Source organism: Phreatobacter aquaticus, from assembly GCF_005160265.1.
GTDB lineage: Bacteria > Pseudomonadota > Alphaproteobacteria > Rhizobiales > Phreatobacteraceae > Phreatobacter > Phreatobacter aquaticus.
This window is the reverse complement of the sequence record NZ_CP039865.1, coordinates 2,150,873-2,176,353: the sequence shown is the minus strand read 5'-3', so window position 1 is coordinate 2,176,353 and position 25,481 is coordinate 2,150,873. Positions and strand designations below refer to the sequence as shown.

General features: G+C 66.4%; 26 protein-coding genes. 6 read left to right on the top strand and 20 right to left on the bottom strand.

The genetic code is table 11. From position 1 onward, the window contains the following. Nucleotides 1-5: 5 nt before the first annotated feature. The 16 genes from murB to E8L99_RS10065 form a co-directional block, all read right to left on the bottom strand. Nucleotides 6-935 (bottom strand): UDP-N-acetylmuramate dehydrogenase, encoded by a 930-nt coding sequence (gene murB, locus E8L99_RS10140; RefSeq protein WP_137099420.1) that lies wholly within the window; start codon nucleotides 933-935, stop codon nucleotides 6-8. 199 nt (nucleotides 936-1,134) lie between these two features. Beyond that, a complete protein-coding gene (gene murC, locus E8L99_RS10135) occupies nucleotides 1,135-2,544 on the bottom strand; it encodes a UDP-N-acetylmuramate--L-alanine ligase (protein ID WP_137099419.1) in 1,410 nt (469 codons plus the stop codon). Then, nucleotides 2,541-3,659, bottom strand: coding sequence for an undecaprenyldiphospho-muramoylpentapeptide beta-N-acetylglucosaminyltransferase (murG, locus tag E8L99_RS10130; RefSeq protein WP_137099418.1), 1,119 nt, complete (start codon nucleotides 3,657-3,659; stop codon nucleotides 2,541-2,543). The genes murC and murG overlap by 4 nt, the downstream gene beginning before the upstream one ends. 1 nt (nucleotide 3,660) lies before the next feature. Continuing rightward, a complete protein-coding gene (gene ftsW / locus E8L99_RS10125) occupies nucleotides 3,661-4,806 on the bottom strand; it encodes a putative lipid II flippase FtsW (protein ID WP_137099417.1) in 1,146 nt (381 codons plus the stop codon). 304 nt (nucleotides 4,807-5,110) lie between these two features. Next, a complete protein-coding gene (murD, locus tag E8L99_RS10120) occupies nucleotides 5,111-6,505 on the bottom strand; it encodes a UDP-N-acetylmuramoyl-L-alanine--D-glutamate ligase (protein WP_137099416.1) in 1,395 nt (464 codons plus the stop codon). A 1-nt stretch (nucleotide 6,506) separates the two neighbouring features. Beyond that, entirely contained in the window at nucleotides 6,507-7,589 is a 1,083-nt protein-coding gene (gene mraY, locus E8L99_RS10115; protein WP_137099415.1) for a phospho-N-acetylmuramoyl-pentapeptide-transferase, read from the bottom strand. Between the two features lie 77 nt (nucleotides 7,590-7,666). Beyond that, nucleotides 7,667-9,124 carry a UDP-N-acetylmuramoylalanyl-D-glutamyl-2,6-diaminopimelate--D-alanyl-D-alanine ligase gene (locus E8L99_RS10110; protein WP_137099414.1) on the bottom strand — a complete coding sequence of 486 codons (1,458 nt, stop codon included), beginning with the start codon at nucleotides 9,122-9,124 and terminating at the stop codon, nucleotides 7,667-7,669. Further along, nucleotides 9,121-10,605: a UDP-N-acetylmuramoyl-L-alanyl-D-glutamate--2,6-diaminopimelate ligase gene (locus E8L99_RS10105; protein ID WP_137099413.1), complete on the bottom strand. Its 1,485-nt coding sequence runs from the start codon at nucleotides 10,603-10,605 to the stop codon at nucleotides 9,121-9,123. Before E8L99_RS10105 ends, E8L99_RS10110 begins: the two co-directional genes overlap by 4 nt. A 71-nt stretch (nucleotides 10,606-10,676) precedes the next feature. Further along, complete coding sequence (locus tag E8L99_RS10100; protein WP_252511324.1) at nucleotides 10,677-12,425, bottom strand: peptidoglycan D,D-transpeptidase FtsI family protein; 1,749 nt, start codon at nucleotides 12,423-12,425, stop codon at nucleotides 10,677-10,679. Between the two features lie 44 nt (nucleotides 12,426-12,469). After that, entirely contained in the window at nucleotides 12,470-12,868 is a 399-nt protein-coding gene (gene ftsL / locus E8L99_RS10095) for a cell division protein FtsL (protein WP_252511323.1), read from the bottom strand. Beyond that, on the bottom strand, nucleotides 12,865-13,839 hold the full coding sequence (gene rsmH, locus E8L99_RS10090; protein ID WP_137099411.1) for a 16S rRNA (cytosine(1402)-N(4))-methyltransferase RsmH: 975 nt from the start codon (nucleotides 13,837-13,839) through the stop codon (nucleotides 12,865-12,867). The genes ftsL and rsmH overlap by 4 nt, the downstream gene beginning before the upstream one ends. Nucleotides 13,840-14,118: 279 nt before the next feature. Next, the gene (locus E8L99_RS10085; protein ID WP_168201631.1) at nucleotides 14,119-14,742 is read right to left on the bottom strand and encodes an HdeD family acid-resistance protein; all 624 of its coding nucleotides are present in this window, start codon (nucleotides 14,740-14,742) and stop codon (nucleotides 14,119-14,121) included. Nucleotides 14,743-14,825: 83 nt separating this feature from the next. After that, nucleotides 14,826-15,578 (bottom strand): M15 family metallopeptidase, encoded by a 753-nt coding sequence (locus E8L99_RS10080; RefSeq protein WP_252511322.1) that lies wholly within the window; start codon nucleotides 15,576-15,578, stop codon nucleotides 14,826-14,828. Nucleotides 15,579-15,639: 61 nt separating this feature from the next. After that, nucleotides 15,640-16,242 (bottom strand): hypothetical protein, encoded by a 603-nt coding sequence (locus E8L99_RS10075; RefSeq protein WP_137099408.1) that lies wholly within the window; start codon nucleotides 16,240-16,242, stop codon nucleotides 15,640-15,642. Continuing rightward, nucleotides 16,239-17,030 (bottom strand): peptidoglycan recognition protein family protein, encoded by a 792-nt coding sequence (locus E8L99_RS10070; protein WP_137099407.1) that lies wholly within the window; start codon nucleotides 17,028-17,030, stop codon nucleotides 16,239-16,241. The genes E8L99_RS10075 and E8L99_RS10070 overlap by 4 nt, the downstream gene beginning before the upstream one ends. Further along, nucleotides 17,027-17,755 carry a TerB family tellurite resistance protein gene (locus E8L99_RS10065; RefSeq protein ID WP_137099406.1) on the bottom strand — a complete coding sequence of 243 codons (729 nt, stop codon included), beginning with the start codon at nucleotides 17,753-17,755 and terminating at the stop codon, nucleotides 17,027-17,029. Before E8L99_RS10065 ends, E8L99_RS10070 begins: the two co-directional genes overlap by 4 nt. Before the next feature lie 120 nt (nucleotides 17,756-17,875). Between E8L99_RS10065 and E8L99_RS10060 the strand changes: the two genes are divergently transcribed. The 3 genes from E8L99_RS10060 (at nucleotide 17,876) to E8L99_RS10050 (ending at nucleotide 19,354) form a co-directional block, all read left to right on the top strand. Beyond that, on the top strand, nucleotides 17,876-18,439 hold the full coding sequence (locus tag E8L99_RS10060; protein ID WP_137099405.1) for a DUF4337 domain-containing protein: 564 nt from the start codon (nucleotides 17,876-17,878) through the stop codon (nucleotides 18,437-18,439). A gap of 89 nt (nucleotides 18,440-18,528) precedes the next feature. After that, the gene (locus E8L99_RS10055) at nucleotides 18,529-18,870 is read left to right on the top strand and encodes a DHCW motif cupin fold protein (RefSeq protein ID WP_137099404.1); all 342 of its coding nucleotides are present in this window, start codon (nucleotides 18,529-18,531) and stop codon (nucleotides 18,868-18,870) included. A gap of 109 nt (nucleotides 18,871-18,979) precedes the next feature. After that, complete coding sequence (locus E8L99_RS10050) at nucleotides 18,980-19,354, top strand: hypothetical protein (protein WP_137099403.1); 375 nt, start codon at nucleotides 18,980-18,982, stop codon at nucleotides 19,352-19,354. Between the two features lie 6 nt (nucleotides 19,355-19,360). On the opposite strand, the gene E8L99_RS10045 is transcribed toward E8L99_RS10050, so the two are convergent. From E8L99_RS10045 to E8L99_RS10035, 3 genes are all read right to left on the bottom strand, one after another. Next, nucleotides 19,361-19,951 (bottom strand): GNAT family N-acetyltransferase, encoded by a 591-nt coding sequence (locus E8L99_RS10045; protein WP_137099402.1) that lies wholly within the window; start codon nucleotides 19,949-19,951, stop codon nucleotides 19,361-19,363. Between the two features lie 61 nt (nucleotides 19,952-20,012). After that, on the bottom strand, nucleotides 20,013-21,281 hold the full coding sequence (locus tag E8L99_RS10040) for a M16 family metallopeptidase (protein WP_137099401.1): 1,269 nt from the start codon (nucleotides 21,279-21,281) through the stop codon (nucleotides 20,013-20,015). Between the two features lie 23 nt (nucleotides 21,282-21,304). Continuing rightward, nucleotides 21,305-22,237, bottom strand: coding sequence for a hypothetical protein (locus E8L99_RS10035; RefSeq protein ID WP_137099400.1), 933 nt, complete (start codon nucleotides 22,235-22,237; stop codon nucleotides 21,305-21,307). Between the two features lie 236 nt (nucleotides 22,238-22,473). On the opposite strand from E8L99_RS10035, the gene E8L99_RS10030 reads away from it, so the two are divergent. Further along, on the top strand, nucleotides 22,474-22,851 hold the full coding sequence (locus E8L99_RS10030; RefSeq protein WP_137099399.1) for a DUF4870 family protein: 378 nt from the start codon (nucleotides 22,474-22,476) through the stop codon (nucleotides 22,849-22,851). A 23-nt stretch (nucleotides 22,852-22,874) separates the two neighbouring features. On the opposite strand, the gene E8L99_RS10025 is transcribed toward E8L99_RS10030, so the two are convergent. Then, on the bottom strand, nucleotides 22,875-24,293 hold the full coding sequence (locus E8L99_RS10025; RefSeq protein WP_137099398.1) for an amidase: 1,419 nt from the start codon (nucleotides 24,291-24,293) through the stop codon (nucleotides 22,875-22,877). Nucleotides 24,294-24,479: 186 nt separating this feature from the next. Here E8L99_RS10025 and E8L99_RS10020 point away from each other — a divergent pair, with 186 nt between their 5' ends. Together E8L99_RS10020 and E8L99_RS10015 are read left to right on the top strand one after the other, a co-directional pair. Further along, on the top strand, nucleotides 24,480-24,806 hold the full coding sequence (locus E8L99_RS10020) for a PadR family transcriptional regulator (protein ID WP_215907069.1): 327 nt from the start codon (nucleotides 24,480-24,482) through the stop codon (nucleotides 24,804-24,806). Then, nucleotides 24,794-25,471, top strand: a complete 678-nt coding sequence (locus E8L99_RS10015; protein WP_137099396.1) for an HAAS signaling domain-containing protein — start codon at nucleotides 24,794-24,796, stop codon at nucleotides 25,469-25,471. Before E8L99_RS10020 ends, E8L99_RS10015 begins: the two co-directional genes overlap by 13 nt. Nucleotides 25,472-25,481: the final 10 nt, after the last annotated feature.

The window sequence follows — 25,481 nt, the reverse complement described above, 5'->3', positions numbered from 1 at the left end:
TGCCCCTATTGGCGTTCGGCGGCGAGGCCGACGCGCTTGATTTCCCAGTGAAGCTCGACGCCGCTGGTGGCGAGGACCCGTCTGCGGACCTCTTCGCCCAGCGCCTCGATATCGGCGGAGGTCGCTTCAGGCGAAGCGATCAGGAAGTTGGTGTGAAGTTCGGACACCTGCGCGCCGCCGATCCTGAGGCCGCGGCAGCCAGCCTGATCGACCAGTTTCCAGGCGGAATGTCCTGGCGGGTTGGCGAAGGTCGAGCCGCCGGTGCGGGTATTGACCGGCTGGGTGGCCGAGCGCTGGCGGGTGATCTCGTCCATGGCGGCGAGCAGCTCTTCCGGCTTGCCGGGCGTGCCCCGGAACAGGGCCGAGACGAAGATCGCATCGGCCGGCACGCCCGTGCCGCGATAGCGGAAACCCATGCCGGCATGGTCGAAGGTCAGCACATGGCCGGTGCGGCTGATGGCGCGGGCCTCGACGAAAATGTCCTTGACCTCGCCGCCATAGGCGCCACCGTTCATCCTCAAGGCCCCACCGATGGCGCCGGGAATCCCGCGCAGGAAGGTGAAGCCGGCAATTCCGGCCTCCGCCGCCGCGCGGGCGACCTTGACGTCCGGCGCACCAGCGCCCGTGCGGACCTGACAGTCCGGCAGCAGTTCGATCTCGCCGAATGGCTTGCCGAGCTTCACCACCACGCCGGGCAGGCCGCCGTCGCGCACCAGCAGGTTGGAGCCGAGACCGATCGCCATGACCGGCCAGTCGGTCGGGATGTGGCGCAGGAATTCGATGAGATCGATCTCGCCCGCCGGCTCGAACAGGAGCTGCGCCGGCCCGCCGGTGCGGAACCACGAATAGGGCTTCATCGACGCATTGGCCGTGACGGTGCCCTGCAGGCCCGGCACCAGTGCGCGCACGATGGGAGTGAGGTCTTCGAAGCTCATGGCGAGACTGCCGGAAAAAGGTCCCTCGAGGCTCGGCTATCGCCTCGCACCTCAGGATGAGGACCTGAGAGCGAGCGTCCACCGGCACCAAGAGCCGAGGCCCCTTCCACCCTCATCCTGAGGTGCGAGCACAGCGAGCCTCGAAGGACGCCGGAACGGCGCCCCCCTTGCCTGGAAGAGCGGAGGCTCATCGTCCCGCTCATCCCTTCGCCAGCTTCTCGAGCTCGCCGGGCAGCGCGTAGGCCCATTGCGTGATGTTGCCGGCGCCGAGGCAGATCACATAGTCGCCGGGCTTGGCGAGGCCCGCCACGAGGCTTGCAAGTTGACCGGAATTCTCCAGCGCCGTGACCGACTTGTGGCCGCGCGTCTTGAGGCCTGCCACGAGGTCGTCGCGGCTGGCGCCCGGAATCGGCTGCTCGCCGGCGGCATAGATGTCGGCGACGATAACGTGGTCGGCATCGTTGAAGCAGGTGCAGAACTCGTTGAACAGCGAGGCAAGCCGCGTGTAGCGATGCGGCTGGACGACCGCGATCACCTGTTTGTCGGTCGAGGCGCGCGCCGCCTTGAGAACGGCGGATATCTCGACGGGGTGATGGCCGTAGTCGTCGAAGATGGTCGCGCCGTTCCATTCACCGGTCTTGGTGAAGCGCCGCTTCACGCCGCCGAATCCAGCCAGAGCCTTGCGGATCTGCGGCGCGGCCATGCCGAGCTCGCGGGCGACCGCGATGGCCGAGGTCGCGTTCAGCGCATTGTGCTTGCCGGGCATGGGCAGGACGAGATCGTCGATCTCCTCGATCAGCTGGCCGGTGCGGTCGCGGAACTGCACCTTGAAGCGGCAGCGGCCGCCAGTGAGATCGATATCGACGATGCGGACGTCCGCCTGGGGGTTCTCGCCATAGGTGATGACACGCCGGTCGGCGATGGAGCCGACCATGTCCTGCACGACGGGATGGTCGATGCACATGACGGCGAAGCCGTAGAACGGGATGTTCTCGACGAAGGAGCGGAAGGCCTCCTTGACCTTGTCGAACGTCCCGTAATGGTCGAGGTGCTCGGGGTCGATATTGGTGACGATGGCGACATCGGCCGGAAGCTTGAGGAACGAGCCGTCGCTCTCGTCGGCCTCCACAACCATCCAGTTGCCGGCACCGAGGCGGGCATTGGTGCCAAGCGCATTGATGATGCCGCCATTGACGATGGTCGGGTCGAAACCGCCGGCATCGAGCAGGGTCGAGACCATCGAGGTGGTGGTGGTCTTGCCGTGGGTGCCGGCAATGGCGACGCAGGATTTCAGCCGCATCAGCTCGGCCAGCATCTCGGCGCGACGCACCACGGGGATGCGGCGCTCGCGGGCGGCCATCAGCTCCGGATTGTCCTTCTTGATGGCGGTGGACACCACCACCACCTCGGCGTCGGCGAGGTTCTCCTTGGCGTGGCCGATGGAGACGGTGGCGCCGCGATCCTTCAGCCGCTTGATCGTATAGCCTTCGGCTGCGTCCGAGCCCTGGACCTTGTAGCCAAGATTGAGCAGCACCTCGGCAATGCCGGACATGCCGATGCCGCCAATGCCGATGAAGTGGATGGGTCCGATGTCGCGGGGCAGTTTCATGAGATTGGTCCTGCCGGTGCAATTCCGGCGGTTTTGAGGACGAGTTCGGCGAGACGGTCCGCGGCGTCCGCATGGCCCTGGGCACGGGCATGGGCGGCGGCGGCGATCAACGGCGAAGGATCGGCCAGGAGCTTCGACAATTCCTGCCCCAGCCATTGGGGTGTGAAGTCGCTCTGCCGCACCACTGTCGCCGCTTCGGCTGCGGCGAGGGTCGCCGCATTCATCAGCTGGTCCTGGTCGAGTGCATGGGGCAGCGGCACGAGGATCGAGGGGCGGCCGATGACGGCGAGCTCAGCCACGGTCGAGGCGCCTGAGCGGCCGATGACCAGATGGGCGGCAGCGAGCCGTTGCGGCAGGTCGACAAAGAAGGGCGCGACCTCGGCCGTGACGCCGAGCCGGGCATAGGCCGCCTTGACCAGTGCTTCGTCCTCGCCGCGCGCCTGCTGGACGATCACGAGCCGTGACCTGAGCGTCAGATCGATCGCCTCGATCGCCGCAGGGACAACCTCGCTCATGACGCGGGCGCCCTGGCTGCCGCCGAACACGCAGAGCCGGAACGGCCCGTCGGCCCGTGGCGGGTCATAGGGAATCGCGGACGCCTCGATGACCATCGGGCGCACGGGATTGCCGGTGAAGGTCGCCTTCGCCGCGAGGCCCGCGTCTCGGTCGAGAACGCCCGGAAAGCTGGTGGCGATCGCCTTCACCTTGGCAGAGAGCTGGCGGTTCGCCCGGCCCATGACGGCGTTCTGGTCGTGGATGATGGTCGGCGCGCCCAGATGGGTCGCGGCAAACATCGGCGGCAGGGTCGGATAGCCGCCGAAGCCGATGACGGCAGCCGGGCGCAACGTGCGGATCAGCCGGCGGGCGTGCAGATAGCCGCGGCCAAGGGTTGCCACCGTCTTCAGGACGGCGAGCGGGTTCTTCGAGGCGAGCGTCGCCGATTCCACCACGTGGATCTGACGCGCCGGGAAAGCGCGGCCGTATTTCTCGGCGCGTTCGTCGGTGACGAGATCGACGGCGACGCCACGGGCGGCCAGCGCCACCGCCAGCGCCTCGGCGGGGAACAGGTGGCCGCCGGTGCCGCCGGCGCAGACCATCACGAGAGGCTGGCTCATTTCAGACCCTGGACTGGTAATGCGAGATTTCGGCGAGCGTTTCGGCCCTGGGGCGCCTGCGTGTCAAGGCGATCAGCATGCCCATGCCGAAGGCCAGCGCGATCAGCGAGGAGCCGCCATAGGACACGAAGGGCAGCGTCATACCCTTCGGCGGGATGAGGTGCAGGTTGACCATCAGGTTGATGCAGGACTGAAGCCCGAACAGCATGGCGAGCCCTGAGACGGCGAAGCGGCAGAACGGGTCCTCGTCCCTGAAGGCATGGCTGAGCGAGCGCAGCACGATGAAGGCGAAGAGCGAGACGATGACGAGACAGAGGATCACGCCGAATTCCTCGGCGGCCACGGCGAAGATGAAATCGGTGTGGCTGTCCGGGATGATGCGCTTCACCGTACCCTCGCCCGGGCCCTTGCCGAACCAGCCGCCCTGCTGGAAGGCGTCGATCGCGACATCGACCTGGAACGTGTCGGCGGTGCCGGGCTCGAGGAACTTGTCGATGCGCCGACGGACGTGGCTGAAGGTGTAATAGGCGCCAACCAGCCCGGCCGCGCCGAAGCCGGCCATGCCGAACACCCAGAGCCAGCGCATGCCGGCCATGAAGAACAGGGCCGCCCAGACCACCGTGATCAGCGTCGTCTGACCAACGTCCGGCTGCAGCACCAGCGGCGTGACGGTGGAGGCGAGCAGCAGCATGGCGAGCAGGTTTGCCGGCATTTCCGGCCGCTTGACGCTTTCGGCGAACAGCCAGGCCGAGAGCACCACGAAGGCGGGCTTCAGGAATTCGGAGGGCTGCAGGCCGACACCGGCGAAATTCAGCCAGCGGCGGGCGCCCTTCACCTCGGCGCCGATGAAAAGGGTCAGCACGACCAGAACCAGCGCCCCGATGAAGGCGACCAGCGCCAGGCGCCGGATCCAGCGCGGCGGCAGGAACGAGGTGACCAGCAGCACGATCGTTGCCGGAATGAGGAACAGCACCTGCCGGTTGACGAAGTGGAAGGTGTCGAGCCCGATGCGATGAGCAACCGCCGGGGACGCGGCAAGCGACAGCACGATGCCGGTCAGCATCAGGCCGAACAGCGCGAACAGCAGCAGCCGGTCGACGGTCCACCACCACTCGCCGAAGGTGGTGCGCTCGGCACGCGAGATCATGGGGTCACTCCGTCGATGCGGTCAGGCATTTCGCGGGAGGTTAGTGCGATCGGCTCAACGTTTCGTTAACCGCGACGGGCTCGGTCGGCGGGAGGGGCGTCTGTTCCCCCAGCTCTCCCCTCAACGAGGACAAGAGGAGGTCGCTGCGCGCGACACCCCACCCCGACCCTCCCCTCGATGAGGGGAGGGGGACATAGCCGCGCCCGCTGCAAGCCTCGCGCTTCAACGTCCGACAGCGGATGCGAGCCCCCTCCCCGCTTTGCGGGGAGGGTTGGGGTGGGGTGACAGGTGGATCGAAGAGAAATCAGATCGCCTTCACACCCGGCAACGCCAGGACGAGATCGCGGAATGCCTTGCCGCGGATCTCGAAATTCGGGAACTGGTCATAGCTGGCGCAGGCCGGCGAGAGCAGGACCACGGCATCGGTTGTGCCGCTTGCTGCTGCATCGATCGCTGCCATGGCGACAGCCTTGTCGAGCGTGCCCGCCATGACATGGGGATGGTCGCCAAGCGTCGCCGCGAAAGCGTCCGACGAGGCACCGATAAGATAGGTCCTGGCTATCCGCGGAAAGAACGGCCGCAGCGGCTCGATGCCGCCTTCCTTCTGCTTGCCGCCCGCGATCCAGTAGATGTTGCCGAACGACGACAACGCCTTTTCGGCGGAATCGGCGTTGGTCGCCTTGGAATCATTGACGAACAGCACGTGACCGATGCGGCCCACCTGCTCCATGCGATGGGCAAGCCCGGGGAAGCTCTTCATGGCCGCGACGATCTTGTCCGGCGCGATGCCCAGCGCCTCGCAGGCGGCAAAGGCCGCCATGGCGTTCTGGGCATTGTGGCCTCCGCGCAGCGAGCCAACACCCGCGACCGAGAAGCGATAGGTCACGGCGCCAGCCTTGGTGCGGATGATGTCAGTCCCATCCAGCGACAAGCCATCGGCGACCGGATTGCGGATCGACAGGCGCACGACCGGCTTGCCCGATCGCTCGACGCGATCGGCGATCGCCTGGCAATGATTGTCATCGACGCCGATGAGGGCGGTGCCGCCCGGACCGACGCCGGCAACCAGACGCTCCTTCACCGCGGCATAGCCGGCGAGATCGCCGTGGCGATCGAGATGGTCAGGCGTCACGTTGAGCAGGATGCCGACGCTCGCATCGAGCGAGGGGGCAAGGTCAATCTGGAACGAGGAGCACTCGACGACATGGACGCGGCCGGTGCCGGGCGCCTCCAGCGACAGGATGGCGGTGCCGATATTGCCGCCCATCTGCACGTCGTGGCCGGTCTTCGCCAGAACATGCGCGATCAGTGCGGTGGTCGTCGACTTGCCGTTGGTGCCGGTGATGGCAATGAAGGGCGAGGCTGGCGCATTGGCCCGCCGCTCGCGGCAGAACAGCTCGATGTCGCCGATCACCTCGACCTTGCCCATGCGGGCGAGGCTCACCGACCAGTGCGGTGCCGGATGGGTCAGCGGCACGCCCGGTGCGAGCACGAGGGCCGCGACAGAGGACCAGTCGATGGCACGCAGGTCCTGGGTTTCGAAGCCCGCAGCGCTGGCCTTCTCGACAGACGCCGGATTGTCATCCCAGGCGATGACGCGCGCGCCGCCCGCCTTCAAGGCAGCGCAGGTGGCAAGCCCAGAGCCACCAAGGCCGAAGACGGCGACATTGGCGCCCTTGAAGGTGGAGACGGCGATCATGTCAGCGCAGCTTCAGCGTGGACAGGCCCGCCAGCGCCAGCATGAAGGCGATGATCCAGAAGCGGACCACCACTTGGGATTCCGACCAGCCCTTCTTCTCGAAATGGTGGTGGATCGGTGCCATGCGGAACACCCGCTTTCCCGTGAGCTTGAACGAGGCGACCTGGACGATGACGGAGACGGCCTCCAGCACGAAGAGGCCGCCGACCACCAGCAGGACGAGCTCATGCTTGACCGCGACCGCAATGGTGCCAACGAGACCGCCGAGCGCCAGCGATCCGGTATCGCCCATGAAGATGTGGGCCGGTGGCGCGTTGAACCAAAGGAATCCGAGCCCCGCCCCGATCAACGCCCCGATCACCACCACGATCTCGCCGGTGCCGGGCACGTGGGTGATCTGCAGGTAATTGGCGAAGAAGGCATTGCCGGAGAGATAGGCGATGATGCCGAAAGTGCCGGCGGCGATCATGACCGGCACGATGGCGAGGCCATCGAGGCCATCGGTAAGGTTCACGGCATTGCCGGAACCGACGATGACGAAGGCCCCGAAGACGATCATCAGGTAGCCGATATTGATCGACAGGTCCTTGACGAAGGGAAAGTAGATCGAGGTGTTCAACGGCTCGCGCGTGACGAAGATCACCGCCGTGACGGCAAGGCCGGCTATCACGAATTCCAGCGCCAGCCGCGCGCGGCCGGAAAAGCCGGCATGGGTCTGCTTGGTGACCTTCAGATAGTCGTCATAGAAGCCGATGGCGCCGAAGCCCATGGTGACGAACAGCAGGATCCAGACATAGGGGCTCTTCAGATTGGCCCAGAGCAGGGTCGAGACCAGAAGACCGGACAGGATCATCAGGCCGCCCATGGTCGGCGTGCCACGCTTGGCGAAATGGCTCTCCGGCCCGTCGGCGCGGATCGGCTGGCCCTTGCCCTGCTTCAGTCGCAAGAGCTCGATCAGGCCGGGGCCGAACATGAAGACAAAGAACATGGCCGTCACGATCGCGCCACCGGTGCGGAACGTGATGTAGCGGAAGATGTTCAGCGGCCCGAAAAGGCTCGTGTAGTCGGCCAGGAAAGCGAACATGTCTTGTTTTTCTCTCAGGTCTTCCGGGACTGCACTTCTTGCCGAACCGCGCTTCGGGCGAGCCGCAAGCTATCCGGTCAGGCGACGCCGGCCTCGGCATCGATGACAACGGCCGGGAACCGCGCCTTGATGGTCTCCACCAGCACAGAGGTACGGCTGCCGCGCGAGCCCTTGGCCATCACCACGTCGCCCGGCCGGACGGCGCGGGCGATCGCGGATTCGAGCTCCGCGGCGGTTGCGGCATAGGCCCCCCGCTTGGCCGCTGGCAAGGCCTGCCAGAGATTTTCCATCAAGGGTCCCGAGCAAAACACCAGATCGACATGAGCCTCGTCGACCGGTCCGGCGAGGGCAGCGTGGAGTGCCGGGCCCTCGTTTCCAAGTTCCAGCATGTCACCGAGAATGATGATGCGGCGCCCGTTGGCCTCGGGCTTGGTGGCGCCGAGGACGGCCAGGGCGGCTCGCATCGACACGGGATTCGCGTTGTAGCTCTCGTCCAGCAGGGTGAAATGGCCGGATTTTACCTGCCGCAGCAGGCGCTGGCCGCGGCCGGCCACAGCCCTGATATCGCTGAGCGCCAGCGCTGCGATGGCGAGATCGGCGCCGGCAAGCCGGGTGGTTGCCAGAACGGCCAGCGAGTTCAGCGCGAGATGGCGGCCAGGCGACCCCAGCTTGTAGGTGACCGGCTGACCGAAGATTTCCGCGCTGACGGTAGAGCACTCGGCGGCAAGCGACAGGCGGACAAGGCGAACATCAGCCTCCTCGTGCTCGCCGAAGGAGACGATCTGCTCGACACCGGCGCGCCTTGCGGAAGCCGCGAGGCGATCGAAGAAGCGGTTGTCGCGCGGCAGGATGGCGGCGCCACCGGGCTCCACGCCCAGGAAGATTTCCGCCTTGGCATCGGCAATCGCCTCGATGGAGCCGAGGTTCTCGACATGCACCGCCTCGACATTGGTGATGACCGCGATATCCGGCCTCACCATGCGGGTCAGCGTCGCGATTTCGCCCGCATGGTTCATGCCGATCTCGAACACGCCGAACTGGCTGGAGGCCGGCATGCGGGCGAGTGTCAGAGGCACGCCGATATGGTTGTTGAAGCTCTTCTGCGGCGCATGAGTCTGGCCCTCGCGCGCCAGCACATGGGCCAGTGCCTCCTTGGTCGAGGTCTTGCCGACCGATCCGGTCACCGCGATGATCTTGGCCGCGGTGCGGGCGCGAGCGACATGGCCGGCCTTTTCCAGCGCCTTCAAGGGATCGGCGACCACCAGATAGCGGCCCGGGGGCGCAGTCGCCGCCCATTCCTGCGACACGACGGCAAGCGAGGCGCCATTCTCCAGGGCGGACGCTGTGAAGGCGTGGCCGTCATGGGCATGGCCCTTGATGGCCACATAGGCCTCGCCCGGCTCAAGTGTGCGGCTGTCGATCGAAATGTCGCCGATCGTTGGCTGACAGTCTCCGACAAGCTTGCCGCCCATGGCGCGCGCGAGTTGCTCGGCCGTCCAGAGCGGACGGTTGTCGCTGGTCGAATGCGGGCTCATACGGCGGACCCTTTCGGAAGGCTGGATGCCGGCAATTCCTGGATCGCGGCCAGCGCGACCTCATGGTCGGAAAAGGGCAGCGTGACAGAGCCGACGATCTGGCCGGTTTCGTGACCCTTGCCGGCAATGACGAGCAGGTCGCCGGGCTCGAGGCCGTGGACCGCGCTGCGGATCGCCTCCGCACGGTCGGCGATCTCGATGGCGCCGGGCGCTTCCGCCATGATGGCAGCGCGGATGGCGGCCGGGTTCTCCGAGCGGGGATTGTCGTCGGTGACGATGACACGGTCGGCATTCTCGACAGCGATGCGCCCCATCAGCGGGCGCTTGCCGGTGTCGCGGTCGCCGCCGCAGCCGAACACGACGATGAGCCTGCCTCTCGCGAAGGGCCGGGCCGCTTCCAGCACAGTCTGAAGCGCGCCGGGCTTGTGGGCATAGTCCACCACGACGGGCGCGCCATTGGCCTCGCCAACGAATTCGAGCCGTCCCTTGGCGCCCTCAAGCGTGGCCAATGCAGCAAAAGCCACGTCCGGCGCAATGCCGCAGCCGATCGCGAGTCCTGCCGCGACCAGAGCGTTGTCGACCTGGAACTGACCGAGCAGCGGGATGCGCACCTTCGTCCGCAGGCCAAAGGCCTCGATCTCGACCACCTGCCCTGCCCCGTCGATTGTCTCGGACCGGAGCGAGATGCCGCCCTGCGTGGCTTCATCGCCGCGACCGATGAGGATCAGTCTCTGGCCTCGGGCCCGCGCCGCATCGGCGAAGGGCTGGCCTTCGTCGGTGTTCATGACAACAGCCGTGCCGTCCGGCGGCAGGAGGTCGGTGAACAGGCGGAGCTTCGCCGCGCGATAGGCTTCCACCGTGTGGTGATAATCCAGATGGTCACGCGAGAGGTTGGTGAAGGCCGCGGCCTTGATCCGGACGCCGTCGAGGCGATGCTGGTCGAGGCCATGCGAAGACGCCTCGAAGGCGACATGGGTCACGCCTTCGCCGGCCAGCGTGTCGAGCGTCTGATGCAGCGTCACCGGATCGGGCGTGGTCAGCCCGCCATAGACCTTGCCGGAGGGGCGGACGACTCCGACCGTGCCGATGGAAGCCGCCTGGAACCCACCGGCCGCAAAAATCTGGCGCAGAAAGGCGGCAACCGAGGTCTTGCCCGAGGTGCCGGTGACGGCTGCAATCGTGCCCGGCTGGCGCGCGTGGAAGCGGCTGGCCGCCAGAGCCAGTTCGCGGCGGCCATTGGCGACCTGGATCACCGGAACGCCGCCAATGGAGCTTGGCGCGCCGGCCTTGTCGGTCACGATGGCGGCAGCGCCAGCTGCGACCGCCTTGTCGGCATAGGCCATGCCGTCGGTCTTCTCGCCCTTCAGAGCGAAGAACAGGAACCCCGCTGCAACCGCCCGCGAGTCGGCGGTGATGCCGGCAATGCCGGTCGCGCCGATGGCAGGGGCGAGCTGTTCGCCGATGAGGGATTGCAGGTTCATGCGGGAATCACGGTTTTGCTGCGGACCTAGGCGAGCATGGCATGCACTGTGGCGGGGTTACGGCGGCGCGCTCAACGCGCAGCCGGTCCGCGATAGCCGACCTGGATCGATTGCGCCGCCGGAGGCAGGTCGAAGCGGGGCTGCAGGCCGAGCAGCGGCGCTGCGCGGGTGATGACACGGGCCGCCGTCGGCGCCGCGTTGAAGCCGGCAGTCGCGAGGCCATGGGTCTCCGGGATGCCCTTCGGCTCGTCGAGCGTCACCAGAACCAGATAGCGCGGCTGGTCGGCCGGGAAGACCGCCATGAACGAGTTGAGCAGGCGATCCTTGGCATAGCGACCGCCAATGACCTTCTCGGCCGTGCCGGTCTTGCCGCCGACATAATAGCCATCGACATCGGCGCGCCGGCCCGAGCCGCGCTCGGCATTGAGCCGCATCAGGAAGCGCATGACGTTCGAAGTCTCGGGGCGGATCACCCGCGTGGAGGCCGCGGCCACCTGTTCAGGTGTCCGGCGCAGGAAGGTTGGCTGAATCAGCAGACCGCCATTCATCAGCGCGGCAGTGCCCATCACCGCCTGGAGCGGAGCGACTGAGATGCCGTGGCCGAAGGAGACGGTCGCGATCGTGATGTCGGCCCAGCGGCGCGGCAGCAGCGGCGCGGCGCTCTCCGGCAGTTCGGTCTGCAGGCGCGACATCTGGCCGAGGCGCCGCAGGAAGGTCCGCTGGTGCTCGCCGCCCAGCGTCATCGCCATGCGGCTCGTGCCGATATTGGAGGAATAGGTGAACACTTCCGCCAGGGTCAGCACCCGGCGCTGGGCATGGAAATCCTTCACCTGGTGGCGGCCGACGACGAGCGGAAAGCGGGAATCAATGCTCGAATTGACATTGAACCGGCCGGAATCGACCGCCATGGCGATCGTCAGCGCCTTCATCACCGAGCCCATCTCGAAGACGCCGGTGGTCAGGCGGTTGATCCGGTCGTCGCCCATCGAGCCGCCGGGATGGTTCGGGTCGTAATCGGGGATCGACGCCATGGCGACGATCTCGCCGGTATTGACGTCGATGATCACCCCGGACGCTGCCTTGGCCCGGAAGCGCTGATGCGCCTTGATCAGCTCGTCGCGCAGGACGTGCTGGACGCGCAGGTCGATCGAGAGCTGCACCGGCTCCTGGTTGCGGCTGGTGGCAAAGCCCGCGCGGTGCAGTTCGGCGAGGCCGCGCCCGTCGATATAGCGCTCCATGCCGGCAATGCCCTGATTGTCGACATTCACATGGCCGAGCACATGGGAGAGCGTCGGGCCATTGGGATAGGACCGCTTGGCCTCGTTGAGGAAGCCGATGCCGGGAATGCCGAGGCGATGGATCTGGCCACGCTGTTCAAGGGTGATCTCGCGCCGGAGCCAGACGAAGCCCTTGCCTGAGCGCAGGCGGTCGCGCACTTCACGCTGGTCGAGATCGGGCAGGACGGCGGTGAGAAGTTCGGTCGCCTCGTCGACATCGAAGCTCGCGGCAAGCTTGCGGGGCTCGGCGAACAGCGACACGGTGCGCACATCGGTTGCCAGCACCTCGCCGTTGCGGTCGACGATATCGGGCCGCGCGGACGAAACCGCTTCCTGGCTGCGGATGGCGGAGCGCTGCGACGAATCCCGGTTCAGCGCATAGGAGATCATGCTGCCGGCGATGATCAGATAGAGCCCGCCGAAGCTGAGCATGGCGAGGCCAATGCGCGACTTGGCCTTCTTCATGCGTTCCGACTGAGGCCCGGCGAGCAGCCAGGCCATGAAATAGCGGACGCGCATCAGGAAAGGCTTCTTCGGTTCCATCTGGCGCTGGTCCCCGGGACGCAGAAACTCTTGACCCTTGTCCATCAGCGCCCCCCCTGTGGCCGGCGCTGCGGCATCGGGGCGGAACGAACCGAGCCGGTCGCCGTCGGATCGGCATTGCCGTCCATCGCCTCCAGCATCGAGCCGATCGGATCCGGGTCGACATAGGGCTTGTCGGGGAGACCGCCGAGCGTGTGCAATTGGTCGATCGCCAGCGGCCGAAGGCTGAGATGGCGTTCGGCCAGGGTCTGCAGCCGGTCCGGGCTGTTGAGCCGCGCCCAGCGCGCCTTGAGCTCGGCGATCGCCTCGCGCTCGCGGTTGATCTCCAGCTTCAGCTTGGCGACATCCTCGGCGTGGCGCGTCGCCTCATACTTGATGCGGTAGACGACGACGGCGGCGATGATCAGGGCCGCCACCACGATCGTGTTGAGGAAGCGCATCATGGCCGGACACTCCGGGCCTGAGCCGCAGTGCGGACGCCGGCACGCAGCTTGGCCGAGCGCGCCCTTGGATTGGCGGCACTTTCCGCGGAGCCGGCCGCCACGGCCTTGCGGTGGACCAGCACGAAGGTCGGATCGGGCATGGCGGCTGCCGGCTGATGCCGCGATCCGCCAGAGCGAGTTGCCGAACGCTCGACCAGGAACTGCTTGACGATGCGATCCTCAAGCGAATGGAAGGTGACGATGACCAGCCGCCCGCCGGGCTTCAGGATGCGCTCGGCAGCCTCCAGTGCCTGTTCCAGTTCGCCGAGCTCATCGTTCACCGCGATACGCAACGCCTGGAACGTGCGGGTCGCCGGGTGGATCTCGCCGGGTTTGGAGCGCACGACCCGGCCGACGATATCGGCGAGCCGGCGGGTGGTGACGATCGGCTCGATGGCGCGTTCGCGCACGACGGCCTTGGCGATGTGGCGCGACAGGCGCTCCTCGCCATAGCGATAGATGAGATTGGCAAGATCGGTCTCGTCGAGGCTTGCGACCAGATCGGCCGCGCTCTCGCCGTCCAGCGCCATGCGCATGTCCAGCGGGCCGTCGAAGCGGAACGAGAAGCCGCGCTCGGCCTGGTCGAGCTGCATGGAGGAGACGCCGATATCCAGCACGACGCCATCGACGCTTGCGTGGCCGAGGCTGTCGGCGACTGCATCCAGATTGGCGAAGCGGTCATGGACCAGGGTGAGCCTGCCGGCCGATTCGGCAACCAGCGCCTGTCCGGCAGCGATGGCTGTGGGGTCGCGGTCGATGGCGATGACCTGGGCACCGGCATCGAGAATGGCGCGGCTATAGCCGCCGGCCCCGAAAGTTCCGTCGATGACAAGGGCATCGGGGCGCAAGGCGAGCGCGTCGAGGACCTCGGCGAGCAGCACCGGCACATGGGGCCGCGAGGCCTCGCCAGTGATCGGTGCGCCGCTCGTCATGCCCAGTCCCCCGGCCCTTCTCCTGCCGGTGTGTCTGCGGGCGCGTGTGGCGAGACGCCGGATCGCGGTCGCCGCGCTGAGGGCGCTGGAGACCGGCATCGGGATCTGCGGCACGACTTCGACCGGCATGGCATCACGGGCGTCAGCGACGACGACAACGCCCTGCGCGCGTCCTGCCGCAGAATCCGCGTCGTCAACGCCTCATTAACGCGGGCGCCCGTTAAGAAAGGGTTTCCCGAAACACTTTGGTGACCATATCGGCGCGGATCGGGATGATGCTCAGACGCTGGCGGCAGGCGGCGGAACGGCCCCGGGACGAGCCTTCACACCATCAAAGGTGGAGCGGATGGCGAAGGCCAGCATCAGATAGGTCCAGCCCTGGAAGATCAGCTCGATCGCCAGGAACGTGCCGAGCACCCAGGAGGCGGAGGCGGGCCAAGAAGCCAGGATCAGCACGCCAAGCACCAGCGACATGAGGCCGGACGCGAGGACCCAGATCCAGAGCGAGGCCGGACGCAGCTGAAACGCCATGACGATGCGCAGGATGCCGGTGGCGACAAGCGCCACACCGACGAACAGCGTGATCGCGACCAGGGCCGAGAGCGGATTGTAGAAGATCAGCGCGCCGGTCATCACATAGAGAGCGCCGATGGCGACCATGAGCAGCCGGCTCTGCCAGCCCTCGCGGCGGAAGGCATCCACAAGCAGAACGCCGCCGCCCACCAGCATCATCGCACCGAACGACAGCACGCTGACCACACCGAGGATGACCGTTGCCGCCAGGCCAACCGTGCCGAGAGCCAGGAGCACGATGCCCGCGCCCATCAGCCAGCCCCAGTTGCGGCGGAGCGGAACGAGATGAGTGCCAAGCGAATGCGGCTTGGATTGGCTTGCGTCCGTCATGATGAGACCTCCGATGATGCAGGTATAACAATGCGCCCGCGTGGAAATGGTTCCACCACGCGTGGGGCGCAGCCGCCTCTGTCTCAGCGCATGCCGCGCGGAGGGATCGGAAAATCGAAGGTCTGGGTCGGGAACGGCTCGTTGCGCAGCTGGAAGTGCCACCATTCCTTGGCGTAGGCGCGGAAGCCCTGTGCTGCCATGGCGAGCGCCAGCATGCGCCGGTTCGCCTGTGCCTCCCGCGCGACGCCACGCGCTGCCCCATGAGACAGCGGATCGAAGCAATCATAGGCCGTGCCGAAATCGAGCGTGCCCTCGTTGCCCCGCTGGGCGGCCGGTGCCGTGCAGGCGCCGGGCCCCAGACTTCCGGAAGGAGGCCATCCGCCGCTGGCCGGCGCGATGCCGAGATCGACGGTCGAGCCGCGCGAATGGGTGGAGCGGGCGGAGAGGTAGCCGTCCGAGGTCAGCGTGCGCTTCTCCACCGCCGGATAGAAGATGGCGCGCTGGCGCTGGTCGGAGAGATCGCGCGACCAGGCCATGAAATCGGCGACCGCGCTGGCGGGCCGGTAGCAGTCCCAGACCACCAGGGTCAGTCCTCGGGCGGCGAGGCTTTTCTGCACCCGGTCGAGGGCCTGAGCCGCCTCACGCGTCAGAACACATTCGGCCGCGCGATAGCCGGCGATTGGCCGCCCGACGAAATTGCGCGAGCCGGCATAGCGGATGTCCTGCCGGATCGAGGCATTGACCTCGGCGAGATGGACAAAGCCCGACGGCATGGCGGTCTGGGCCGATGCAGTTCCGCTGATCAGGACGGCAGCAAGGACGGTGGGCCAACGCATGACCATTCTCCACGGAAACCGCCCGACAAGCCCGCTAGACGAGGGAAATGCCGAGCCTTGCTCAATCGTCATCATCGGGCGCGACAGTGAGAAGCACCCTGCCGTGCTCCGCCAGCAGGCGGCGCAGGGCCTTGATGGCCGCCTCGACGTCGCCGACCCCCCGGATGTGATGGAACATCTCGATGTCCCACGCCAGCGTGCCAGGTTCGCCATGGCCGATCTCGATGTCGCCATGGCCCTGCCGCCCGAAGGTCGGCTCGGCATAGGCAATCTCGGCCGGGCTCAGCGCAAGGCTAGCCCTGAGATCGGCCAGATCGATCGTCAGCAGGCGCCGGTCGGTCACGAGGTGGAGGCGGGCCTGCGCCGCCCGATGCTCGACGAGGGCTCGCCGGTAAAACAGGCCGCCAAGAGCCATGAAGACGCAGCCGACCGCCACATAGTACCAGGCAACGGCGAGGCCCGAGGCCAGCGCAGCCGTGAGCGCCCCTGCCTGCCACACGCCGACAATTCCCAACCAGACATAGGCCGGGGTGAACCCTTGGCCGCCGCCGCCCGGCGACTTCGATGGATCAGGCAGTCCGATCCACCGCACAACCTCCCCTGGCACCAGCGCGGCCTGAACGGCTGTCCGGCGCTCCGGTGACAGGTCGGCGACGCGGATCATCGGCTCGCCAAAAGATCGCGCAGCGTTTTCAGCGTGGAGGCGTCGGCGATGCCGCTGACCAGATCCTGCCGCCAATGACGCTGGAAGGCCGTCACGACAGCCTCGGTCAGCGGATCGTAGACGCCGGTCACCTGGATGCCGTAGCCGAGCATGGCGAACAGGGCCTGGATCGCCTGGATCGGCGGCCCTTCCTCGCCAGGGCCAAAGCTCGGTCCGGGCTGAAGGGGAGCAGCCGGAACCCACAGGCCGGCACCCACCGCCACCAGTCGGCTCCACGGGAACAACTCGCCTGGATCGGTCTTGCGGGTCGGGGCAATGTCGGCATGGGCCAGCACATTGGCGCGCGGGATCGCGTGACGGGTGAGAATGTCAGCCGTCAGCGCCACGACCGCGTCGATCTGCGCGTCTGGAAACGGCCTGTAGCCGAATTCGTGGCCGGGATTGACGATCTCGATGCCGATGGAGCGAGTGTTGACGTCCTCTCGGCCGCCCCAGGAGCCCGCACCCGCATGCCATGCGCGGCGCGCTTCCGCGACGCATTGAACGATCTCGCCATCCTCGAACACGACATAATGGGCGGAGACGCGTGGCGGATTGGGATCACACAAGCGATGCAGTGCGGCGAGGCCATCCTGCATGCCGGTATAGTGGATGATCAGGGTATCGACGCCTGAGCCCTTGCGGCCGTCGTGGTTGGGCGAGGCGGAGAGAGCACCGACCAGCTCCGAATCCGGACGGCCGAGCTGGCCCTCGTCCTCATGGTGGTGATCATCGCAATGGTCGCTCATGCAAATCCCCTGGCGCGCCTGAGCGCCTCATAGGCCTCATTGATGGCGGCCATCTTGGCTGTTGCGATCGAGACAAGTTCGGCCGGCACGCCGCGCCCGATCAGCCGGTCCGGGTGATGTTCGCGCACCAGAGAGCGCCACGCCGTCTTGATGGCTTCGTCAGGCACATCCGGCGGAATGCCGAGGATCCGGTAGGGATCGATCGAGCCCTCGACCACATGGCGCGCCCTAATCTGGGCATAGGCATTGTCGGAGAAGCCGAGGATCCTGGCGACCTCCGAGAGATAGGCGAGCTCGGCCTCGTGCACCGCACCGTCCGCCTTGGCGATGCCGAACAGGCCGTCGATCAGATCCTCCAGGACCTTCGGCTCGTCTTTCAAGAGGTCCCGCAACTGGCGGGCATAGGCGTCGAAGCCGGCGACGCTCTGCTTGGCGAGATCGAACAGCGCAACGATCCGGGCCTCGTCACCCGGTGCGACCTCGACCAGACGCAGGAAGGCTGCCTTTTCGTCGCGGGTGACGACGCCATCGGCCTTGGCCATCTTGGCGGCCAGCGCGACGAGGCCGATGGTGAAGGCAATGGTCTCGCGCGGTGGCCTCTGGTCCGGCGCCAGCAGGCCCTCGTCCAGGATGAAATGGCCGGCCAGCGCGCCCAGCAGCGCGCCGATCGGGCCACCGATCGCAAAACCTGCGGCTGCCCCGCCCAGTTTTCCCCAGATTGTCATGATGGCTGTTTAAGCCGTTCGCGCCGCGAGGGCAAAAGGCGGGAATCTACGGCTTGCGTCCGGCCTTCCGAAGCGGCAGAGAAATGGCACCCTTCAGGGGCTTCAGGGAGCACGAATCAGATGTCGGGACACGGTCACGTTGATCCGTCGAACAAGAAAATCGCGCTGATCATTGCCGTCATGGCGCTGTTTCTGGCGATTGCCGAAACGGCTGGCAAGAGCGCGCAGACCGACGCGCTGAACTACAATGTGGAAGCCTCCAACCTCTGGGCCTTCTTCCAGGCCAAGACGATCCGGCAGACCACCGTTCGCACCGCCGCGGACGACCTGACGATCACCCGCGACACCGTCACCGACGCGACGCTGAAGGCTGCCATGACCAAGCAGATCGATGCCTGGCGCGCCACGGCACAGCGCTGGGAAACCGAGCCGGAGACGCAGGAAGGCCGCCGCGAGCTTTCGGCCCGCGCGCTTGACGCCCAAAAGAAGCGCGATGTCAGCTACAAGCGCTACCACGACTTCGAAATCGCATCCGCCGCGTTCCAGATCGGCATCGTGCTGGCCTCCGCGACAGTGATCACCGGCGCCATCGTGCTGAGCTGGATCGCCGGCGGACTCGGCATTGTCGGCCTCGGCTTCATGGCGATCGGCCTGCTCAAGCCCGGCCTGATCCACCTCTTCTGAGGCAGGCGCGCCCTGCGGCAATCCGGATTGTCGCAGGGCGTGGTTTCAGGGCAGGTATCCCGCGATGCCTTTTCCGCGGGAGCCCTCTCATGCGCATGTCCGACATTCCGTTCACCACCGTCGATTGGTCGACGATTGCGCCGACGACCCACACAGGTGACGTCGGCCACGCGCTGTGGCGCACCCAGACCTTCGGACCGTCCGACAACCCCATTCGGGTGCGCATGGTCGAATATGTGCCCGGCTATGAATCCGACCATTGGTGCTCGAAGGGCCACGTCATCCTCTGCCTCGAAGGCGAACTGGAGACGACGCTGGCCGATGGCCGCGTTTTCAAGCTGAAGCCCGGCATGACCTATCAGGTGGCCGACAATGCCGAGGCCCACCGCTCGAAGGCGCCGACTGGCGCGAAGCTGTTCATCGTCGACTGACGCGGAGGGCATGGCCGGACAACCGGCCGACTATCCGCAGTTTCGCGGATTTGTGCAACGCAGCATTTCTGATCGATACTACTTTCGTCCTATGCCTTTGGAGGGATGGATGGAACGTATCGAGCAACTGGCCTTCGAATGGGCCGCGCGCGAAGCCGGCCTGACCGCCTTCGGCGTTGTCGTCTGCATGCTGGTCTATGGCGCCAGTATCGATCAGGCCCTGAAGATCGGCGCCCTGGGCTTTACCCTCGTCGCTGCCTTCCAGCTCTTGCGGGCTCGCCAGATTGTCGCCCGTGCCCCCGAGACGACTGAGATCTGGGCCAATCTCAGATCCGACGAACGTCCACCACGGGCCGTCGCCCAGCGGCTCATTGCCCGTGCCGGCACACAGGCATCCTGCCGCTTCGGCCTGCATGCCGCACGCCTCTCGCTGTGTCTGTGGGCTTTCGAGATCGGCGGAGCGATGATCGGGCTCCCGGCCTGACCGGCGCTAGCGCAGCGGGTCGCCGCGCAGCATGGCGAACAGGGTGTGGTCCATCCACTCGCCATTGATGCAGAGATATTGCCGAGCATGGCCCTCACGGGTGAAGCCGACCTTTTCCAGAAGCCTGAGTGAGGCCTGGTTGTGCGGCAGGCACGCCGCTTCGATGCGCCGGAAGCCGAGCGGACCGAAGGCATAGGGCACCAGCGCCCTGACGCCCGCGCTCATATAGCCCTGGCCGGCGAAGGCTTCGCCCATCCAGTAGCCAAGCGACACCATCTGCGCGACGCCCCGGCGGACATTGGTCAGCGTGACGCCGCCGACCAGCGCGCCATCGGAGCGGCGATGGATCAGAAACGCGTAGCCCTGATCCTCGCGCCAGTCCTGGCGATAGCGAGCGATGCGGCGGCGGAACGACGGCCTGGTCAGGTCGTCCGGCGGCCAGGCCGGCTCCCATGGCACCAGGAAGGCGCGACTTGCCGCGCGCAACGCCACCCAGGCTTCGAAATCGGCCATCTCGGCCACGCGCAACGTGACCGTCGGCGCCACGATGGGCTCCGGCGGATCATAGGCAAGGCCAACCGCGCGCAGCAGGGACAAGGGTCTGGTCGCCGTGTTCATCGCAAGACATGGTCGCGCCGGCCAGGGGGAGTGGTCGGCCCTAATGGGAAGAGGTGAACTGTTCCGCCAGACGGGCCACCTTGTCCAGCCCACGCTTCGGACCGATGGCTGCGAAGGTGATCGGCGACGAACCGACCAGCTTGGCGGCAGCGGCGCGAACCTCCTCGACGGTCACAGCCTCGATCTTGGCCGCGACATCGTCGAGGTCGAGAATCTCGCCGAAAACCAGGATCTGGCGGGCGATCTGATCGGTGCGCGCCGATGCGCTTTCCAGCGCGCCGAGCAGGCCGACCTTCATCTGCGCCTTGGCGCGGGCAACCTCCGCCTCCGTGGCACCGGCGACCGCCTGGTGCAGCACGTCCAGCGTCAGGTTCATCAGTTCCGGCGCGTCCTTCGGGTCAGTGCCGGCCGAAATGCCGAACAGGCCGGTATCGCCATAGGACCAGTGGAACGAATGGATCTCGTAGCAGAGGCCGCGGGCCTCACGCACGTCCTGGAACAGCCTGGACGACAGGCCGCCGCCGAGCAGGCTGGTGAACACGCCGACCTTGTAGATGTCCGGATCGCGGTAGCTCATGCCCTCGAAACCGAAGACCAGGTTGGTCTGCTCGAGCGGCTTGCCGATGGTGGCAATCCCGCCCTTGTAGCGCCCCGGTTCCACCGCCGGCACCGCCTCGTCGACGAAGCTCCCGAACTTCTCCGACACCATCGCCACGAGGGCGTCGTGGTCGACCTCGCCGGCCGCCGAAATCACCGTGGTCGGCGCCTTGTAGCAGCGGCTCATATAGGCGCGAAGCTTGGCCGGCGTTGCCGAGCGGACAGCCTTGGGTGTGCCCAGCACAGAGCGGCCCAGCGGCTGGCCCGGAAAGGCCGACGCCATGAACTGGTCGAACACCACATCGTCAGGCGTGTCTTCGGCGGCGCCGATCTCCTGCACGATGACGTTCTGCTCCTTGGCGAGCTCGACCGGATCGAACAGCGGATCGGTGAGGATGTCCGCCAGCATGTCGACGGCAACAGGAAGATCTCCGCCGAGAACCTTGGCGAAATAGGAGGTGTTCTCGGAGCCTGTGGCGGCATTCAGTTCGCCGCCTACCGCCTCGATCTCCTCGGCAATGCCACGCGGCGTCCGCTTCGTCGTGCCCTTGAACGCCATATGCTCGAGCAGATGGCTGATGCCATGCTCGTCAGGCAGTTCGTCTCGGCCGCCTGTGCCGACGGTGACGCTGATGGCGGCCGTCTTGAGGTGACTGAAGGTTTCGGTCGCGACCGTCAGGCCGGACGGGAGCTTGGTCATGCGTGTTGTCATGGGCTGACCATAGCTGTCCGGGCTCAGAACCGGAAGCCACCCGAAATCATCAGGCGGCGGGCAATGATCCAGTTCTCCGAACGCAGGCTCGCCTGCCCGACCGTCGAGGCCGCTGTCCCCGTCGAACCGCCGGTGACGGTCACTACCGCCTGGTTGGCAAGCGTGCGCATGAGGTTCTGCGAGGGCTGGAAGGCGGCCTCCGCTTCCGCGTCGATGCGGGCGAAGAACCGGCCGTATGGGATTTCCAGGCCGGCGCCGATCAAAGCGGACGGGAGGACGCTCGACCGCCGCGACGAGACGACGCCGCCTGACGTGCAGCTCGGCAGGCCCGAGACCAGCGTGCAGGAGCGCGATCCGGTCGCGTCAAAGTCCATGCTCTCCCTGAATTGCGCGATGCCGACCCCTGCCCGAACGAAGGGCACCCAGCCGGATAGATTGTAGCCGAAGCGCCCGAAAGCCGCGACACCGCCGGTGATCGCTGCGCGATAGGCGCCGCTCGCGGTATTGGTATAGCCGGTGATGCCAGGGATCGAGACCTGGCTTGTGCCACCGAGCCGGCCCTCGCCGCTTTCCGAGGCGAGCCGCCCCTCGATCTCCACTCCGGAGAGCCAGCCGCTGTCGCCCGACATGTTCCAGCCCACGATGGCATGACCCGACAATCCGCCGGGCGCGGCATGGGTCTGGCAGCCGTTGGAGCCATTGAGCTGGACCGCGCCAAAGCCCGGCAGGACGGTGCCGGGACAGGCATAATTGTCGACGATCGAGAAGACGCGGCGCGAGGCGATGGAATAGCCGAAGCCCGCGGCGACATAGGGACCGGTGAGGCCGCGCGCACTAACGGCAACCTGATCAAAATCGGGAATGGCCGAGGACCTGACGTCCCGCTGGGCGAGAGCGGGCACCGAGCCCGCCACAAATGCCGCCAGAGCGGTGAGAACCAAAACGAGACGCAACAACCGCAAGCCCCGACACACGCAGAAACCGGAGGCTCATGTTTAACATAGGGTCACCGGAGCCGGTCCAAAACCACTGGTTTGGGTCGACAAAGTGTTAAGATTTCGGAGCTTGCGGCACCTTACGTAGCTCCCCGGCTTGCAAGCACCTTGGCCCGGTGGTCATCTTGCTGCCGATAGACCGCGCTCGACGTCCGGCACCTGCCGGAATGCAGGCCGGTCGCAGCTTGCGAGGACCCATGACATACCAGCAGCCCGGTCAGATGCCACCCCAGGATCAGACGCCGGTGGTGGAAGCCACCACCATGGCGATGGTGGCCTATGTTCTGTTCATTGCAGGCGCGATCATCCCGCTGACGCCGATCATCGCGGTCATCATGGCCTATATCAACCGCGGCACCGCCTCGGCATGGCTTGCCACCCATTATACCTGGATCATCCGCACCTTCTGGATCAGCCTGGCCTATTCGATCCTGTGCATCGTGCTGATGTTCGTCGGTATCGGCTTCCTTTTGCTTGCCGTGCTGGTCGTCTGGTTCCTGGTGCGGATCATCCGCGGCCTGATGCTACTCAACAAGCGCGAGCCGATTGCCGATCCGAACAGCTGGCTGTTCTGATCGTCGACAGACCGGCCCGCGCGTCAGCCGCGCGGGTCGATCGGCCTCACCGTATCAAGGGCGAGGATATCCTCCAGCATGGAGGCGCCGGCGAGGATCATCGCCTCGCCATGCGGCCGCGCCGCGATCTGCAGGCCGACCGGCCGACCATCGGAGGTGAAGCCGCACGGCAACGACAAAGCCGGGCACGACACGGTGGTCAGCGCATAGGCGATCGACAGCCACTGGACATAGTCCGGGAAGGTGAAGCCGTCGCATTCGGCAACGAAGCGCTGCTCGACCGGATAGGCCGCGACGATGGTCGCCGGCGTCAGCAAGAGGTCATAGGTCTCGAAGAAGGTCAGCGTGCGCTGGAGCATCGCCAGCCGCTGGTTCTCGGCGCGCGTCAATTCTTCCATCGTCAGGGCAAGGCCCTTCTCGATGTTCCAGATCACCTCCGGCTTCAGCTGGTCGCGGTGGGTGCGCAGGAGCTCGACCTTGGTCGCGGCGAAGGCATAGGCGCGCAAGGTGCCGAAGCATTCGTGCACCTCCGAGAAGTCCGGATGGGCCTCCTCCACCTCGATACCGGCAGCGGCAAAGCGTTGTGCCGCCTTCTGGGTGATAGCGCGCACCTCCGGGTCGACCGGGGTGATGCCGAGATCGGCAGAATAGGCGATGCGCCTCGGCTTCCAGCCGCTGCGCAGTGCCGCACGGAACCCTCGCTTCGGCAGCGGCAGCGAGCGAGGATCGCGGTGGTCATCGCCGCTCATGGCGTCAAGCAGCAGGGCAAGGTCCGCGACGGTGCGGGCCATCGGCCCTTCGACACCCAGCGTCGAGTCGATCTTGGCGCCCGGATTGGCGGCCACACGGCCGGGTGACGGGCGCATGCCGACAATGCCGCAGAAGCTTGCGGGATTGCGCAGCGAACCACCCATGTCCGAGCCGTGGGCGAGCCAGGCCTGACCGGTGGCGAGCGACACGGCGGCGCCGCCCGATGAGCCGGCTGCCGACAGCTTGGTGTTGTAGGGATTGAGGGTGCGGCCGAACACTTCGTTGAAGGTGTTGGCGCCCGCGCCAAATTCCGGCGTGTTGGACTTGGCGTAGATGACGCCGCCCCTGGCCTCAAGGTTCTCGACCAGGATGTTGGACGCCGTGGGGATATGGTCGGCGAAGATCGGCGAGCCCTGCGTTGAGCGCACACCTGCGACGTCGGTCAGATCCTTAATCGGAATGGGCATGCCCATGAGGAGGCCACGGCCTTCCTTGGGTCGCTTCATCAACGCCTTGGCATGTTTGCGGGCGCGGTCGAAGCATAGCGTCGGCAGCGCATTGACCTGGCCGTCGACATCGGAAATCCGGGCTTCCAATGTGTCCAGAAGATCGAGCGGACTGATCTCTTCCTTCTTCAGAAGCTTCAGAATGTCAGTTGCGCTCTTCTCGATGAGAGACAGATCGGCGGCCATGCGGAAGCTCCTTGACGGTCACGAAAGGCACGGTTGCACCCGGCACGGGGGCGCACAAGCGGGCCGGAGTGCTGGGTCGGCCATGCGTCATGAGCATGGCTCTCGCACGACCTCGCGAGAGTGTGAACACCTGCCTGTTGATGCATCGCGTCTCTAGGCATAGCGTCTCTAGGTATGGAACCAGAGATGCTCAAGGGTCACCTCGACACGATCGTCCTCGCAGCCCTCGAGGCAGGGCCGGCCCATGGCTATGCCATTATCGAGACGATCCGGCGGATGAGCGGCGAGGCGTTCGACCTGCCGGAAGGGACAATCTATCCGGCGCTGCATCGTCTGGAACAGGCCGGCCTGCTGGCCAGCGCCTGGACTGATCCCGCTCTCGGGCGCCGGCGGCGGATCTACACCCTGACCGAAGACGGCCGCAGCGCTCTTGCCAAGCGGCGCGAGACATGGGGTCGCTTTGCCCGCGCCGTCCATGCGGTCGTGACAGGAGGCAGCCCATGGCCCGCCTGATCGAGGCCTATCTCGATGACCTCTCCAGCCGGTTGAGCTTCGATCCGCACCTCGCCGAGCGCATGCGCGAGGAGATCGCCGGTCATGTCGAGGATGCGCTCGATGCCAGCGAAGCCCCGAGCGAGGACGATGTCCGGCGGGTCCTGACGCGGCTCGGTTCGCCGCGAGCGATGGCGTCCCATTACCTCCTCGATGCGCTGGATCGCCAGTCCGAGCGTCTCTGGTGGGCCCTGCTGACGATGATGGCCGCGACCTTCCTCGCCATGCGGCTGCGCACTCTGGGCCTGGCCGCTCCTTCGGACGGCGGCGCGCTCCTGGATGGGCTCATTCCGCTCGTCGATCGCTACGGTCTGGTGGCGGCGATGGTCATCGGCGCCGCGGGCTGGCTGGCGGCGCGGCGATTGCCGGCGGGCGAAACACTGGATCACGAGACGCTGCGGCGCCCCATCCTGGTGACGGTCGCAGCCGGCCTGAGCTTTGCGGCGCTCGCCGCATCGGTTGTCGCGGGCGGCGCCCGCATCTGGTTGCAGGCGCCGGGCGATCTCCCGCCTGCGCTCATCCTTGGCGGGCTCATCGCCGAGATAACCGTGCTCAGCCTCGGCGGCTGGCTGATCACCCTATTCCTGCGTCGAACGCTTCTCGCCAGGGCCCTCGTCTCGACCTGACGAGGGGGCC